This window comes from Pontibacter akesuensis, assembly GCF_001611675.1.
GTDB classification, from domain to species: domain Bacteria; phylum Bacteroidota; class Bacteroidia; order Cytophagales; family Hymenobacteraceae; genus Pontibacter; species Pontibacter akesuensis.
In genome coordinates this window covers 2,790,097-2,806,199 of record NZ_CP014766.1, presented here as the reverse complement: position 1 = coordinate 2,806,199, position 16,103 = coordinate 2,790,097, and the positions used below count along the sequence as shown (strand labels likewise).

General features: G+C 52.0%; 16 protein-coding genes. 14 read left to right on the top strand and 2 right to left on the bottom strand.

Features of this window, described 5'->3' with window-relative positions:
- Window positions 1-18: 18 nt before the first annotated feature.
- From A0W33_RS11990 to A0W33_RS11940, 11 genes are all read left to right on the top strand, one after another.
- Window positions 19-2,682: a putative LPS assembly protein LptD gene (locus tag A0W33_RS11990; RefSeq protein WP_068838356.1), complete on the top strand. Its 2,664-nt coding sequence runs from the start codon at window positions 19-21 to the stop codon at window positions 2,680-2,682.
- A 79-nt stretch (window positions 2,683-2,761) separates the two neighbouring features.
- The gene (gene panB / locus A0W33_RS11985) at window positions 2,762-3,580 is read left to right on the top strand and encodes a 3-methyl-2-oxobutanoate hydroxymethyltransferase (protein ID WP_068838355.1); all 819 of its coding nucleotides are present in this window, start codon (window positions 2,762-2,764) and stop codon (window positions 3,578-3,580) included.
- Between the two features lie 113 nt (window positions 3,581-3,693).
- Window positions 3,694-4,362, top strand: a complete 669-nt coding sequence (locus A0W33_RS11980; RefSeq protein ID WP_068838354.1) for an RluA family pseudouridine synthase — start codon at window positions 3,694-3,696, stop codon at window positions 4,360-4,362.
- 48 nt (window positions 4,363-4,410) lie between these two features.
- On the top strand, window positions 4,411-5,112 hold the full coding sequence (locus A0W33_RS11975) for a cation transporter (protein WP_082815217.1): 702 nt from the start codon (window positions 4,411-4,413) through the stop codon (window positions 5,110-5,112).
- A gap of 164 nt (window positions 5,113-5,276) precedes the next feature.
- Window positions 5,277-6,041, top strand: coding sequence for an acyl-CoA desaturase (locus tag A0W33_RS11970; protein ID WP_068838353.1), 765 nt, complete (start codon window positions 5,277-5,279; stop codon window positions 6,039-6,041).
- A 170-nt stretch (window positions 6,042-6,211) separates the two neighbouring features.
- Entirely contained in the window at window positions 6,212-6,769 is a 558-nt protein-coding gene (locus A0W33_RS11965) for a 30S ribosomal protein S16 (protein ID WP_068838352.1), read from the top strand.
- Between the two features lie 12 nt (window positions 6,770-6,781).
- Window positions 6,782-7,363, top strand: coding sequence for a ribosome maturation factor RimM (gene rimM, locus A0W33_RS11960; RefSeq protein WP_068838351.1), 582 nt, complete (start codon window positions 6,782-6,784; stop codon window positions 7,361-7,363).
- A complete protein-coding gene (gene trmD, locus A0W33_RS11955) occupies window positions 7,363-8,040 on the top strand; it encodes a tRNA (guanosine(37)-N1)-methyltransferase TrmD (RefSeq protein ID WP_068838350.1) in 678 nt (225 codons plus the stop codon). The genes rimM and trmD overlap by 1 nt, the downstream gene beginning before the upstream one ends.
- A 169-nt stretch (window positions 8,041-8,209) precedes the next feature.
- Window positions 8,210-8,563, top strand: coding sequence for a 50S ribosomal protein L19 (gene rplS, locus A0W33_RS11950; protein ID WP_068838349.1), 354 nt, complete (start codon window positions 8,210-8,212; stop codon window positions 8,561-8,563).
- 143 nt (window positions 8,564-8,706) lie between these two features.
- Entirely contained in the window at window positions 8,707-9,288 is a 582-nt protein-coding gene (locus A0W33_RS11945; protein ID WP_068840092.1) for an inorganic diphosphatase, read from the top strand.
- Window positions 9,289-9,537: 249 nt separating this feature from the next.
- Entirely contained in the window at window positions 9,538-10,509 is a 972-nt protein-coding gene (locus tag A0W33_RS11940) for a hypothetical protein (RefSeq protein WP_139237174.1), read from the top strand.
- Between the two features lie 77 nt (window positions 10,510-10,586).
- Here A0W33_RS11940 and A0W33_RS11935 read toward each other — a convergent pair whose 3' ends face one another.
- A complete protein-coding gene (locus A0W33_RS11935) occupies window positions 10,587-11,285 on the bottom strand; it encodes a DNA repair ATPase (protein ID WP_068838347.1) in 699 nt (232 codons plus the stop codon).
- 211 nt (window positions 11,286-11,496) lie between these two features.
- Here A0W33_RS11935 and A0W33_RS11930 point away from each other — a divergent pair, with 211 nt between their 5' ends.
- The 3 genes from A0W33_RS11930 (at window position 11,497) to A0W33_RS11920 (ending at window position 13,601) form a co-directional block, all read left to right on the top strand.
- Complete coding sequence (locus A0W33_RS11930; RefSeq protein WP_068838346.1) at window positions 11,497-11,904, top strand: 6-pyruvoyl trahydropterin synthase family protein; 408 nt, start codon at window positions 11,497-11,499, stop codon at window positions 11,902-11,904.
- On the top strand, window positions 11,867-12,559 hold the full coding sequence (folE, locus tag A0W33_RS11925) for a GTP cyclohydrolase I FolE (protein WP_229802167.1): 693 nt from the start codon (window positions 11,867-11,869) through the stop codon (window positions 12,557-12,559). The genes A0W33_RS11930 and folE overlap by 38 nt, the downstream gene beginning before the upstream one ends.
- Window positions 12,560-12,683: 124 nt before the next feature.
- Window positions 12,684-13,601 (top strand): TIGR01777 family oxidoreductase, encoded by a 918-nt coding sequence (locus tag A0W33_RS11920; RefSeq protein WP_068838344.1) that lies wholly within the window; start codon window positions 12,684-12,686, stop codon window positions 13,599-13,601.
- Between the two features lie 77 nt (window positions 13,602-13,678).
- Here the strand turns inward: A0W33_RS11920 and A0W33_RS11915 are convergent, their stop codons facing one another.
- Entirely contained in the window at window positions 13,679-16,006 is a 2,328-nt protein-coding gene (locus tag A0W33_RS11915) for a penicillin-binding protein 1A (protein ID WP_229802165.1), read from the bottom strand.
- Between the last annotated feature and the right edge of the window lie 97 nt (window positions 16,007-16,103).

The following is a 16,103-nucleotide window of genomic DNA, read 5'->3' as shown; positions in this document are numbered from 1 at the left end:
TTAGGGAATTCTGAAGATTTGCGCCACTTATTAATCCTTTTCCTGCTGCTGCAACTCAGCAGCTTCTTTCCAACGCTGGTGGCTGGCCAGATTATCCCCGCTCCCACTGCTGTACCGCTCGATACAGCCGAAGTGACAGGGCAGGACTCGCTCAGCCTGACGGCTCCCAAAGGCGACATTGCGACCACTATCAAATATGCTGCCAGAGACTCCATCCTGTTTGAAGTAGAACGGAAGGTGGTGCATCTGTACGGCGACGCCAGTATAGAATATGGCGACATGAACCTAAAAGCCGCCTACATCGAGATCGACTACGAGACAAACACACTTACCGCGGCCACACTGCCCGACTCCACCGGAAAAGAGATTGGCACGCCCGTATTTACACAGGGGGCACAGACCTACGCGGCCAAACGCATTGCCTACAACTACAAAACCCGGAAGGGCCGCATCTCTGAGGTAGTAACGCAACAGGGCGAGGGATACATACACTCTGAGGTGGTAAAACGCAACGATGCGAACGAATTTTACGGGCTGCATAACAAGTATACCACCTGTAACCTGGAGCACCCGCACTTCTACATCAGTGCACCACGCATAAAGGCCATCCCGAACGACAAAGTGATGACGGGGCCGTTTAACCTCGTGATAGGCGACATTCCTACGCCGCTAGGGTTTTTGTTTGGTCTCTTCCCGACGCCAAAGAGCAAGCGTTCCTCCGGTGTGATCGTGCCCAGTTACGGGGAGAACTCCCGTGGCTTTTTCCTGAATGATGGGGGCTATTATTTTGCCTGGAACGAATACATCGGCACCCGCCTGACCGGGGATATCTACTCGTTGGGTGGCTATAACATGGACGTGAGCACCAACTACATCAAGCGCTACTCCTACCGCGGCAACTTCTCGTTCACGTATGATTATTTCAGGAACGATGAAGCCGATATCGCTGCATCCGAGTCACGCTCTACGGACAACGCCTTTAGCCAACTGCCGCCGACACAGCGTACTTTCTGGGTGAGGTGGAACCATACGCCAGTTACCAAACCGGGCCGCGGCACCTTTACGGCAAGTATAGACGCCGGTAGCCAGTTGCACCAGCGCGTTAACTTTAACGGCGCGGCACAGTACCTGGCCCCTACGTTTAACTCCAGCATCTCGTACCAGAAAACAATACCAAACTCCCCGTTCAGCTACACCATTAAGGCAAGGCAGTCGCAGGTAACGGAAACAGGCAACATGACGTTTGTGCTGCCCGATCTGAACTTCAGCATGTCGCAGGTGGCGCTTTCTGATCTTTTTACGGATGTACCCTCTACCAACAAGTGGTATGAGAAGTTTACGCTTACCTACAACGTGAGCGCCTCCAACCGGGTAACCAACGTGGTTCCGGCACGCAATACCTCCCAGTTCCCGGTGCTGGAGGCAAGCCCTGCCGATACCATCGACCTGAACTTCCGTAACCTGAACCAACTGTGGCAGAGCGGCGAGAAATCGGCCATTCACTCATTCGGCATTGGCCTGGGCAATTACAAAGTCCTGAAGTACTTCAACTTTTCGCCCAGCATTAACTACAGCGAGGCCTGGCTCGACGAGAAGTACTCCTTCCGGTTCGACCCGGACTCACAGCGCGTTGACGTGGACACCACCGGCTTTGGCCGCGTTTACCAGTATGGCGCCAGCGCCGGCCTGAGCACCACGGTGTATGGCACCGTGTATGTAAAGGGCAAGCGCGTGGAGGCGATTCGCCACCTCATCCGGCCGAACATCAGCTACAGCTACCGCCCTGATTTTGCCGACCCCAGGTTTGGCTTCTACCAGCGCACCCTGGTGGGCGTGGACACCCGCACAAATCGGGCGGAATACCGCAACCTGGGCCGCTTTGAATCGAACCTGCCGCCAACCGGCCTGAGCTCTGCGCTTAACTTTGGCATAGACAACAACATTGAGATGAAGGTAAAGTCAAAGAACGACTCTACCGGCACCAAGTACGAGAAGGTGAGCATTATCGACGTGCTGCGCATCAACTCCGCCTACGACTTTGCCCGTGACTCTTTGAAGTTGTCTCCTGTCCGAATTTCAATGAGCACCAAGCTGTTCAAAATCGTGAACCTGAACTTCAACACCACGCTGGACCCCTACCAGGTGGATAGCACAGGCAGAGCCATCGACCGCTACGTATTTGATGCACGTAGGCTGCGTGTGGCCCGTCTAACGGATGCCACGCTGAACCTGACAGCCAGTTTGAGCCCTGAGGCGTTCCGAACAGATGAAGCACTGCCGGCTAACCTGCCCGCTCTCACACCGGATGAAAACCCGCTGCTGCCTGAGTACATCGACTTCAAAATTCCGTGGACGCTAAGCCTGAACTACTCACTTTCGCACCGCCGCAGCTTTGGCGTTAATGGCGAAACCAACCTGATTCAAACAGTGGGCCTGCAGGGCTCGCTGAACATCACGGAAAAGTGGAAGGTAACCTACAACGGCACGTACGACTTTACGAATGGCAATATTTCCTACGCCACCATGCAGATCTACCGCGACCTCCACTGCTGGGACATGAGCATCGGCTGGACACCGTTTGGCCTGCTGCGCGGGTATAACCTCACCATCAACGCCAGGTCGTCGCTGCTGCAGGACCTGAAGCTCACCAAACGCAGCAAAAACAACGCATTCGGATATTAAACCAGAAAACAGCCACTCGAAATAGTGGCTGTTTTTAATTCAGATTTTATAGCTTTACGCCTGAACACACCTTCTTGCTATGTCTATACATAAAAACGATATAAAGAAAATCACCACGCACCAGTTGCAGAACATGAAAGAGCGCGGGGAGAAAATTTCGATGCTCACGGCCTATGATTTCTCAATGGCCTCGATTCTGGATGCCGCCGGTGTGGATGTGCTGCTGGTGGGAGACTCTGCCTCTAACGTAATGGCGGGCCACGAAACCACGCTGCCCATCACGCTGGACCAGATGATTTACCACGCCTCCTCTGTTATCAGAGGTGTGCAGCGTGCCTTTGTGGTGGTAGACCTGCCCTTCGGCTCGTACCAGGGCAACTCCTCTGAGGCACTTCGTTCTACTATCCGAATCATGAAGGAGTCCGGGGCGCATGGCATAAAGCTGGAAGGAGGGGCTGAAATAAAGGAATCCGTGACGCGCATACTTAGCGCCGGCGTACCGGTGATGGGCCACCTGGGCCTGACGCCGCAGTCGATCTACAAATTCGGCACATACTCTGTGCGTGCCAAAGAAGAAGTGGAGGCGCAGAAGCTGATCGACGATGCGCTGCTGCTGCAGGAACTGGGCTGCTTTTCCATCGTACTGGAGAAGATCCCATCCGCACTGGCAAAACGCGTCGCCGAAACACTTGCTATTCCAATAATCGGCATCGGAGCCGGCCCCGACGTTGACGGGCAGGTACTGGTGGTCCATGACATGCTCGGCATCAACAAAGAGTTTAAGCCGCGTTTCCTGCGCCGCTACGCCGACCTGCACACCATCATGACCGAAGCCGTGCAACACTACGTGCAGGACGTAAAAAGCAAAGACTTCCCCAACGAGAAAGAAGCATACTAAAATTGAATTATGAATGATGAATTAAGAATTATGAATGGGAACGAAACAAGGCCTGCACCTTCTGTTCCCACTAATTCATCATTTATAATTTCTAATTCATAATTTCTAATTTGATGCTAGATGTTTTGTTTGAGGATAACCATGTACTGGTGGTAAACAAGCCAGCTGGCTTGCTGGTGCATGGCGATGAAACCGGCGACATAACACTGGCTGACTTGGCAAAGGAGTACATCCGGTTAAAGTATGATAAGCCCGGTAATGTGTTTGTGGGCGTGGTGCACCGCCTCGACAGGCCCGTAAGCGGCGTGGTGCTACTGGCTAAAACATCTAAAGCCCTCGCCCGCCTCAACGAACTCTTCCGAAGTAAAAAGACGCAGAAAACATACTGGGCTGTGGTGCAGAACAGGCCAGCGCAGGAACAGGGTACGCTGGTGCACTGGCTGGTAAAAGACGCCACACGCAACATCACCAAAGCCTTCGCCAAAGAAAACAAGGCAGGCGCACGATCCGAACTGCACTACAAACTACTCCGGTCCCAGCAGGGCCACCACCTGCTACAGGTAAACCCAATCACCGGCCGCTCTCATCAGATTCGCGTGCAGCTCTCCTCTATGCGCTGCCCTATACTTGGCGATTTGAAGTATGGCGCTGACCAACCGCTGCCCGACAAAAGCATTGCCCTGCACGCCTACCAACTACAGTTCGACCACCCTACGCTCAAAACGCCTGTTATAGTCAGTGCCCCTCCGCCAGCTGCTTCTGTATGGGCGCCATACAGGTAACTGCAGTTTGTGGGGGAGCCTTTTAGCCGTGAGTTTCGTTGTAGGAGTATGGCTAATTTCGAAGAAAACATCTCACGCGCAACCATTCAGGAAAACAAAGCAACAGCAAACAACACAGGCAAGCTGCTAAAAACTGCCTTTATACTTAGCATGATCACCATCGTGTACAACCTGGCCGAAGGTGTTGTTTCCGTGTACTTTGGACTGGAAGACGACACGCTCTCGCTGCTGGGGTTTGGGCTGGACAGCTTTGTAGAGGTCATTTCAGGTATAGGCATCGCGCACATGGTGTGGCGCATGCAGCACGAAGACTTAACCGAACGAAGCAAGTTTGAGAAGCGGGCGCTTCAGGTAACGGGCACCAGTTTTTACCTCCTTACAGCCGGTTTAGTGGTAGGCGCTATACTTAACCTGATGGAGGGTTCGGCCCCAGAAACCACAGTTACAGGCATTATTGTTTCTGCCGTCTCCATCTGCACCATGTTCTTCCTGATGCGCTACAAACTCAGCGTCGGCCATAAACTCAACTCGGCTCCTATCATCGCAGATGCTAACTGCACCAAGGCCTGTTTTTACCTCTCCATCCTGCTGCTGGTGGCAAGCGGGCTCTACGAGCTTTTCCATATTGGGTACATTGATATTCTGGGTTCACTGGGAATTGCCTACTTCGCCTTTAAAGAAGGAAAAGAATCCTGGGAGAAAGCCGGTGCTGCCTCCCTTAGCGACTCCTGCGGCGATGGATACTGCTAATCCTGGAGGCAGCTAAAAATGATTGTTATCACTTTCTGAACTTTTAGCGCCACTTCGCTATTTTACATTGGATTCGTGTTGTAGATTTGCAAAAATGCATGGCATGGTTCTGGCATTCAGCCTGCCGCACAAAAATTGAAATTTTATTTTTACCTGTTAAGTTAATGGCCATTCTCATTTTTTTCCTGGCGCACTGGTACCTGTCTCTCTTCGTTCAGACATTTTACCTGCACCGTTATTCTGCCCACAAAATGTTCACCATGAATGCTTTCTGGGAAAAAGCATTCTACCTGCTGACGTACATGGCACAGGGCTCTTCCTTCCTGTCGCCGCGCGCCTACGCTATTTTGCACCGCATGCACCACGCTTTCTCCGATACTGAGAAAGATCCGCACTCGCCGCACTTCTCCAACAACGCTTTCACGATGATGTGGAAGACAAAGGAGATTTACAACGATGTGCACAAGAATCGTGTGGAGCCCGAGCGTCGTTTTGATGGCGACTACCCGGTATGGCCTGCACTGGAGAGAATCGGTGATTCCTATTACTCCCGCGTTGGCTGGGGCGTGGCTTACGTGCTGTTCTACATCGCCTTCGCCACGCAATGGTGGATGTTCCTGCTGCTTCCTTTCCACTTTTTGATGGGACCGGTGCACGGCGCGATCGTGAACTGGAGCGGGCACAAGTACGGCTACCAGAACTTCGACAACAACGACAGGTCTAAGAACTCGCTTTTCTTTGACTTCCTGACAGGCGGTGAGTTGTTCCAGAACAACCACCACAAGCTGCCCAACCGCGTGAACTTTGGGGTGAAGTGGTGGGAAGTGGACCCGACATACCCGGTTATCTGGACCCTGGACAAGCTAAGCATCATTAAGCTGAAGCCGGTAAAGGAAAAGGTAAAAAACAGAACAAAGGCTGCGGCCTAAGTATAGCAAAGCCCTCCCGCAACGGAGGGCTTTTTTGTGGCCATACTTTATTTTGACTTTCAACCACTTATAATTTGGGTGAAGGGGTTAGATTATCAGGAAATAATTAATACCTTTGCGGTTCTAAACTGGTGGACGAGATCCGCCGACTTTTAAAACACATTTAGAAAATGGCAGTAAAAATCAGATTGGCCCGCAGAGGCCGCAAGAAAGCCGCTATCTACGATATCGTAGTAGCCGATGCTAGAGCACCACGAGATGGTAAGTTCATCGAGAAACTGGGCACCTACAACCCAAACACAAACCCTGCGTCTATCGACTTCAACGAAGACAAGGCATTTGAGTGGGTAATGAACGGCGCGCAGCCAACCGATACCGTTAAGGCAATGCTTTCTTACCGTGGCATCCTGTTCAGAAAGCACCTGCAAATTGGTGTGAACAAAGGCGCCGTTACTCAGGAAGTTGCTGATCAGCGCTTCAACGAGTGGAAAGAGACCAAAGAAGCTAAAGTTGAAGCCAAGCGCCAGCAAGTTGGCACTGACAAAGATGCCAAGCGTAAAGCGGCTCTTGAGGCTGAGACAAAAGTGAAAGAAGCGCGTGCTGAGGCTATCCGCCAGCGTGAGGCTGACAAGGCCGCCGCTGAGGCTGCTGCGAACGCTCCTGCTCCTGCAGAAGAGGCTCCTGAGGCCGCTGCTGAAGGTGACGCGTCTACAGAAGAGCAAGCTTAATTTCCGGGTGCCATGCATGTTGATGACTGCTTTCTATTAGGCTATATCGTCAAGACCCATGGTACCAAGGGGCAGGTAGCTGCGTTTTTCGACGTAGACTTTCCTGAAGATTATGAAGATTTGGAATCAGTTTTCCTGGAGCAAAAGGGAAGACTGATTCCTTTTTTTATAGAATCTATTGAGCCGCAGAACAAAGGCCGCTTCATCATTAAGTTTGAGGATGTAAAATCCATTGAACAGGCGGAGACACTGCGCGGCACTTCTATTTACCTGCCACTCAACGAGCTCCCGGAGCTGGAAGAGGGCCAGTTTTACTTTCATGAGGTAGTGGGCTACCAGGTGGTGGATGCTCAGCACGGCCCGTTGGGCATTGTGAAAGAGTTCTACGATCTACCGCAGCAACAGCTGATGGTGATGGTGTACTTGGACCAGGAAATGCTGGTGCCGGTGATAGACGAGGTGTTTGTGCGTGCCGACCATGAGGCAAAAGTACTCCACGTGAACATGCCGGAAGGCCTGCTCGAGGTGTACACAGAGCCATCAAACCCGAACGAAGCCGACGATCTGGACGAGTCCGGGGAGGAGGAAAAGTAATGCGCTTCGATATTATCAGTTGCCAGCCCGACCTGCTGGAGAGCCCCTTTAGCCATTCTATCGTAAAACGCGCGCAGCAAAAAGGTTTGGTGGAGATTCACCTGCACGACCTGCGCAAGTATGCCATCAATAAGTATGGACAGATAGACGATTACGCTTTTGGTGGCGGTGCCGGCATGGTAATGATGGTGGAACCGATTGACAAGTGCATTTCTGCCTTGCAGGCCGAGCGAACGTATGATGCCATCATCTACATGACGCCGGACGGTAAAACCCTGAACCAGACGATCGCGAACCAATTCTCGCTGTTGCAGAACGTGATTATACTTTGCGGCCACTACAAAGGCGTTGATGAACGCGTACGGCAGCGGTTTGTGACACACGAGGTAAGCATCGGCGACTATGTGCTTTCGGGCGGTGAGCTTGGTGCCGCGGTATTGGCTGATGCCATTATCCGGATCATACCGGGTGTGCTGAACGACGAGTCTTCGGCCCTGACGGATTCTTTTCAGGATGGATTGCTGGCCCCGCCAGTGTACACCCGCCCTGCCGAATACAAAGGAATGAAAGTGCCGGACATTCTGATGTCAGGTGATAGCCCGAAGATAGAGGCATGGCGGTTTGAGCAGGCAGTGGAACGCACACGGCAACGCAGACCCGACCTTTTGGGCGAGTAAGCAAAACCAGCCCTGGCTGGAGAACATGAACAAAGGCCACTTTGCGTAAAGCGCTAAAAAAGTGGCTGTTAATTTTATACTTTTTTTCTGCAAAGGTTCCTATGTAATAATTATTTACATATCTTTGCAGTCCGAAATTTGAAGGAGATACTTTAAGAACATAGCCATCATGAGCGAATTAATTAAATTTATCGAGCAGGATTCTGCTGACAGACGCACCTCTTTTCCAGTGTTTCAGGCTGGCGATACAGTAAACATACACGTGAAAATCCGTGAGGGTAACAAGGAGCGTGTGCAGCAGTTCCAGGGCGTTGTGATCCAGCGTAAGAACGTGAACACAAACGGTGAAACTTTCACTGTAAGAAAAGTATCTAACCAAATCGGATTAGAGCGTATCTTCCCACTTTTGTCTCCATCTATCGAGAAGATCGAACTGGTGCGCAAGGGTAAAGTGAGAAGAGCAAGACTCTACTACCTGAGAGGTCTGCAGGGCAAAGCCGCTCGTATCAAAGAAAGAAGATAAGGATACCTGTTTTCATAAGTTTCCCATATTTCTAGTAAGAAAAAGGAGCCAACCTGTTGGCTCCTTTTTTTATACCTTTCGTTTAGCAGCTACTGCTTCAGCTGCTAACTTGCATTGTGTATACTCCAAAAGCACCTACGCACATGAAACGCTATACTTCCCTTTTGCTGCCCCTGCTGGCCCTGCTCCTCTCCTGCCAGACAGACTATACTGCGCTGCCCACCTACAATGGCAACAAGCAACTCCAGGCCGTGATTGAAACACCCGCAGGCAACACACACAAGCTGGTGTATGACAAGGAGGAGAAGGCGTTTGTTCCTGATAAGGAAGCAGGGCTGGCGCGCCAGGTGGGGTTCCTGCCTTACCCGGCAAACCTGGGGTTTATTCCCTCCACAGAGATAGAAAAGGGCGGCAAAGGGCTGGAAGTGCTGGTGCTGGCAGAACGCATGGAACCTGGCGCCACAGAAGAGATAATTCCGATTGGCCTGATGCAGTTGGAGAATGCGGGCGAGTTGCGCCACGTGGTGGTGGCGGTACCGGCGCGCCCAAGCGAGCGCCAGTTGGATGCCACCTCATACGCCGCCTTCAGCAAAGACTTTGCGCCGGCCAAAGCCATACTACAGATCTGGTTCGATAATTTCCATAGAGCTTCCGGCACTCGTTTTGTAGGCTGGCGTGACGAGAAGTTTGCAGAGAAGGAGATCCAGCGCTGGATGAAGCTGTAGCCGCCGTCTCTTTACAATAAAATAACATTGCTTAAAAGCAGGTCAGGGTTTATACCCTGACCTGCTTTTATACTTATAAGCTGCTTCAGTTGCTTTCTTTACCATAACCCAGCCACCTGGCGCTGCAAGCAAATTAGCGGCACTCAAAACAGCTGTGGCAGCAGGCATTTAGCTGCAACATTATAATAGAAATATATGTAGGTAATTCATACTTATCTACATACACATCTCTTACTACGTTTACAGCTTATGAAAACAAATTTACTAATGGCAAGCGCCCTTGCACTTTGCTGGGGATCTGCCTCTGCGCAGCACAACGAATCTAATGTGCGCCAGGAAGGTCAGTTGAATGTAGCCGCCACAAACCAGAGCGGCAGTGCTAACGTGGCCTCCATCCAGCAAACAGAGGAATATGGCCCATCAGCCCCCACTACACAAAATCATGCCACCATCAGCCAGGCAGGGCATCAGAACAACGCTGAGCAGAGGCAGTCGCTTTGGTCTGTTGGCAACACAGCAGTTATTGCCCAGTCTGGAGATGCCAACAGTGCCCTGCAGATACAATTGCTGCGATCGCTGGAGAATGACGCCAGCATCACGCAAGACGGAACCGGCAATTCGGCCCAACAGCGCCAGGTGGATGTGGTGCAGAGCAATGCCGTCATAGATCAGTCCGGAACAAGAAACTCTGCCTCGCAGTACCAGACGTTAAGCAGCGGCAATGAAGCCGTGGCTATTCAGCAGGGCAACGGGAACATAGCAAGCCAGGAGCAAAACGGTTTCAGAAACTCTGCCATAGCCAGACAGACAGGCGATAACAACACGGCCATACAAGCTCAGCGCACTGGTAATCTGGTAGCTGTGATAGAGCAGGCAGGAACAGGAAACATGCACGAGCAGGACCAGATGACGCGTAGTATAAATAATACCTCCATTGCACAAGCAACCGGGGATAACAATTCGGGCTACCAACTCCAGATTAGTGTTGGCAATACTTCAGAGATATACCAACACGGGAACAATAACAGCGCTATCTCTGTGCAAAGCGGCGGCTCCTGGTTATACAGAAGCAATCATCAGAACCTGACAATCCAGAATGGCAACAACAACGCGGCCGATACCCAGCAGTATGGCAACAGCGGCAATGGTCACGCCAGCACCATAGAGCAGCACGGCAGCTACAACACCGCCACCGTACTTCAAAACGATTTTTACCGGTAAAACTCTTAAAAGAAAAACTCCCGCCGCATTTACTGCGGCGGGAGCTTTTGCTTTTATACTTCGCTATACGAGGGATGTTACTTTATTTCCAGCAGCTTCGCCCGTACGGCTTCCACGGCTTTCTGCATGTCCTGCACGCGCTGGCGGCTGGCTTCCTGCTGCTTGATGTTGTGCTGCACGCTCTCCTCCAGCTTCTTCAGGTCTTCGGCGTTGCGCACCAGTTCGGCCTCCAGCTCTTTGCGGCGCTCCTTGTTCTTCTCTATACTTAGCTGGATGCTGTTTGCCTCCTTCACCACCCGGTCCTGCTCGTTTTTAGTGGCCTTCAGCACCTCCTCGGCTTCGTTTATCTGACGGAACACATCGTTGCGGTACAGTTGCCGGGCAAAGCCGCGCATAAACTTTTCGGCTGCGGCATACTCCTGTGGTGTGCTCTCCTTGGTGATATAATCCGTTCCCATGTCCAGGTTCCACCACACGTAGCTGCCCTGTGCATCACTGCCTGTTACGGACGTAAGGCGTAGCGGCTGCCTGGAAATGGTATCGATCACAGCGCCCTCCACGGTCATCACGCCTTTGCTGGTCTTTACACGGCCTGCTTTTTTGCCCAGGTAGTCTTTCCAGGTTTTCTCCACCGTCTTCGGGTCGAGCTGCACCGACAGCTGCTGCCCGCGCCGTAACACGCCGTTCACCTCTTTTTCGTTCTCCACCACCTGCACCGATTGTGCCTGCGTAACACCTGCTATCAGTAAGCATACTGCAAGTATAAATCCTTTCATACGGCCTTTGTTAATTGTACTTTTCTGTTTGACTTGATTGCACGAAAATAAAGAATCAAGCGGAGAAAGAACTAAGGCGAACGAATTAATTTAGCCTGAATTTGGTTTGGGAATCGAACGGACTACCGTAACTTTACAAACTTGTAGCATTCGCAGCTGATCTGCTTATCCTGCGCGAAACATTTGCCTATCATTCCTGTTGAAAAACTCTATGAGAATAACCATTTGCCGGAAGGAGCATTTCAACGCCGCCCACAGGTTACACAACCCCGTCTGGACAGAGGAGCAGAACAAAGCCGTTTTCGGCCTGTGCAACAACCCGAACTACCACGGCCACAACTATGAGCTGATCGTGAAGCTGACGGGCACCGTGGACCCCGACACCGGCTATGTGTACGACATGAAAAAGTTGAGTGACCTGGTAAAGCAGGAGGTGACGAATAAGTTTGACCACAGGAACCTGAACCTCGACACTGAGGAATTCAGCAACCTGAACCCCACCGCCGAAAACATCGCCATGGTTGTCTGGGAGAAACTTCGCGCAAAGATCAGCACCGACTACGAATTAGCAGTAACACTGTATGAAACAGAAAGAAACTTTGTGGAATATAATGGATAACCACGACCTGGACAAAGAAGAAGCCATGGACGACCACGTGATGAGCTCACTGGACACGCCCCTGCGCCCCGATGCCTTTGATTTATCTGACGACGAGAAGATTGCCATCATCGAGCAGCACTTCCACGGCATTATGCATGCCCTGGGCCTCGACCTGACCGACGACAGCCTGAAAGGCACGCCGGCGCGCGTTGCCAAAATGTACGTGAAAGAGATTTTCCACGGCCTGCACCCCGACAACAAGCCCTACGCGCGCCGCTTCGAGAACAAATACAAGTATAACAAGATGCTGGTGGAGCGCAATATTACCGTGTACTCTTCCTGCGAGCACCACTTTGTGCCGATTATTGGCAAGGCGCATGTGGCCTATATTCCGAACGAGCACGTAATTGGCTTATCAAAGCTGAACCGCATTGTGCATTACTTTGCCCGCCGCCCGCAGGTGCAGGAGCGCCTGACCATGCAGATAGCCAACGAGCTGAAGCAGGCCCTGAAGACCGACAACGTGGCGGTGCTGATCGAGGCAGACCACCTGTGCGTGATGAGCCGCGGCGTAAACGATGTGAGCAGCAGCACCATTACGGCGGAATATTCCGGCCTCTTTGAGCAGGACCAGTACCGCAACGAGTTTTTGGGCCACATCCGCACAAAATAATCCGTGCGTTTGCAGTAAATACAATCCGTAAACCTGCTCTTTTGCCTCCTATTTAATATTGGAAAACTTAAATATACCTAAGTTGCGTATAGGGTAACTCACTGCGCTAATTGATACATAGCTTATGCCAGGCAAAATTTTAATTACGGGAGGTTCAGGTTTGATAGGCATGCGTTTGTCTGAAATGCTGATAGACCTTGGTTACGAAGTGGCGCACCTTAGCCGGAGCCCCAACAAGGTATCCTCTTACAAAACATTCAAGTGGGACGTAAAGGAGGGTTATATTGACGACAACGCCATCACGTATGCGGATTATATTATAAATCTGGCGGGGGCAAGCGTGGCCGCCGAAAAGTGGACGGACGAGCGCAAGAAAGAAATCCTTAAAAGCCGCACCGAAAGCATAAACCTGCTGCATAAATGCCTTGGTACCTCCGAGCATCACGTGAAAGGCTTTATCTCCTCCTCTGCCATCGGCATCTACGGCAACTCCGGCGATAAACTGGTGTCAGAGGAGAGCACCTACGCCGATGACTTCCTGGCTGAAGTATGCAAGGCCTGGGAAGGCGCTGCCTGGCAAATGCGCGACCTCAACATCCGCACGGTTATACTTCGGCTGGGCATCGTGCTTAGCACAAAGGGAGGCGCGTTGCCGCAAATGGCCAAACCAATGAAGATGATGGCGGGCGCGCCACTTGGCTCTGGCAAGCAATACATGTCGTGGGTGCACATAGACGATGCCTGCCGCCTGTTTATCCGCGCCATAGAAGACAAGCAGTTTGTAGGGGTTTACAATGCCGTGGCGCCAAACCCGGTTACAAACAAGATGTTTACCCAGGAATTGGCGGAATCTATGAAAAAGCCGCTGGTACTGCCCAAAGTGCCTGCCTTTGCCATTAACCTGATGATGGGTGAGATGAGTGAGGTAATCCTGACTGGCCAGCGGGTAAGCGCTAACAAGGTACTGCAGACGGGTTTTACCTTTGAGTACTCTAACCTGGAGGATGCACTGGAATCTTTTTACGAAACAGAGAAAGACTAACAACCCGTTTATACTAAAAGCAGCAGGGCCAGCTATCACTGATAGCTGGCCCTGCTGCTTTTACTCTTGTAGGTGTACTAAATGATGTTGCCCATGTTCAGCAATTCCAGCACCGAATCCACAGCGGCGGAGTCAGGTACGGTTTGGCGGGGCAGAATGGTAGTGCAGTTATACTTCTTATTGATCTTGACGCCCGGTCCCGGGAAACGCCCCATGGTATAACCCAGGTCCTTGTCCTGGTAAATGCGCTCCATGAACAGGCCATACACCGGCAGCGCAGTTTTAGAGCCTTCACCCAGCTGCGACGTACGGAAGTGAATGCTGCGGTCTTCGCCGCCTACCCAAACGCCGGTTACCAGGTCCTTGGTCACACCCATAAACCAGCCATCCGAGTGGTTTGAGGTAGTACCCGTCTTTCCGCCGATTTCGTTTCCTTCCCAGAGATCGTACTCCCACAAAGCCTGCGAGGTGCCGCCCGGTTCTTCCATACCGCCTTTCAGCATGTGCATCATCAGGAATGCTGTTTCTTCACTCAGCACCTTCTTCTGCTTCGGTGTGAACTGGTGAATCAGGTTGCCGTTGCGGTCTTCGATGCGGGTGATGAACATGGGATCGGTGTGGAAGCCGTGGTTCGGGAAAGTACTGTAAGCTCCTACCATCTCGAAAATGGAAACATCACTTGGGCCAAGACCAATAGAGGGAACCGCCTGCAGCGGACTCGTAATGCCCAGGCGCTTTGCATACTTCACCACGGTCTCCCAGCCTACCCGCTCCGTCAGTTGTGCCGTCACCGAGTTTACCGACTTACCCATGGCACGGCGCAGCGTCATCGGCGCACCCGTATACTCCCAATCGGCGTTGGTGGGCGACCAGCTTTTTTTCTCGCCGTTCTCCACGTAATTGATCGTAATGCGCTTGTCCACGATCTTGTCGCAGGGCGAGTAGCCGTTATCAATGGCGGAGACATACACAAACGGTTTGAAGGTAGACCCCGGCTGGCGACGCGCCTGTTTCACGTGGTCATACTTAAAGTACTTGAAGTTGATGCCACCAACCCACGCCTTAATATGGCCTGTGAACGGATCCATCGTCATCATACCGCCGTGCAGGAAGTGCTTGTAATAGGCCAGCGAGTCCAGCGGGCTCATGGTCACAGTTTTCTCCAGCGAGTCGTTGTCCCAGGTAAACACCTTCATCTCGCGCGGTCGGTTCAGTTCGCGGTTTATGGCTGCCTGATCGTTGCCATACTTCTCTTTCAGGCGTTTGTAATAGGCGGTGCGTTGGATGGTCTGCTCAATAAACCCGGGAATCTCCTTATCCTTCTCATCCACCCATGGGTTGCGTCCCTTCCAGTGATTGTCGAAGCGGTTTTGCAGCTTGCGCATGTGCTCTTCCATGGCTGCCTCGGCATGCGCCTGTATTCTAGAGTCGATGGTGGTGTAAATCTTCAGGCCGTCGCGGTACAGGTCGTAGCCATTCTCTTTGCACCACTCCTGCAGGTAATCAGCCACTGCGCCCCTGAAATAAGTAGCGGGGCCGTCGTAATGGTTCTCTACGCTGTAGTCGAGCACCAACGGCAACTGGCTTAGCGAGTCTACGGCTGTTGCGGGCAGGTAGCCATACTTGGCCATCTGGGCCAGCACCGTGTTGCGGCGGCGGGTGGCATTCTCCGGGTTAAAACGCGGGCTGTAATAAGTCGGGGCCTTCAGCAAGCCGACCAGCACGGCCGCCTGCTCCACCTTCAGGCTATCTGGCGAAGTATTGAAGAAGGTGCTGGACGCTACTTTTATACCGAAGGAATTAGAGCCGAAATCCACCGTGTTCAGGTACATCGCCAGTATCTCTTCCTTGGTGTAGCGCTGCTCCAGTTTGATGGCCGTAAGCCATTCCTTGGTTTTGGAGATAACGATGTTCAGGCCGGGGATGTAGCCCAATGCGCCTTTGGAGTTGTCGGTGCGTGTTTTGTAAAGGTTTTTGGCCAGCTGCTGCGTAATGGTACTGCCACCACGGGCATCACCCTGCAACGTACCGTATACCGCCGACACAATAGCCTGCGGGTCAATGCCTGAGTGCTCGTAAAACCGGATATCCTCCGTCGCAACGAGCGCCTGGATCAGCTGCGGCGACACGTCATTGTAGCTGACGGGGCTGCGGTTCTCCTTGAAGTATTTACCAATCAGTTGCCCATCGGCGGTGTATAACTCGGAGGCCAGGTCAGAACGTGGGTTTTCGAGCTTATCGAGGCTGGGCGAGGAGCCAAACAGGTAGAAAAGGTTGTACTCCACGCTCAGCAGATAGCCCAGGACCACGGCTGCTCCCAGGAAAAAAACCTTCCAGAAAAAGCGCACAACTTTTTTGGCGGCTGATGTTTTAGGCTTCTGTATTTTCTCTTGCTCTTTCGGCATTGCTATCAAACAGAGGTTCCCCTCCAAAAATTCCTTTTCACTTCTCTTACAAACAGACAGCAAAGATACCTTTTGTGCACAACTTCCAAGGAAAATC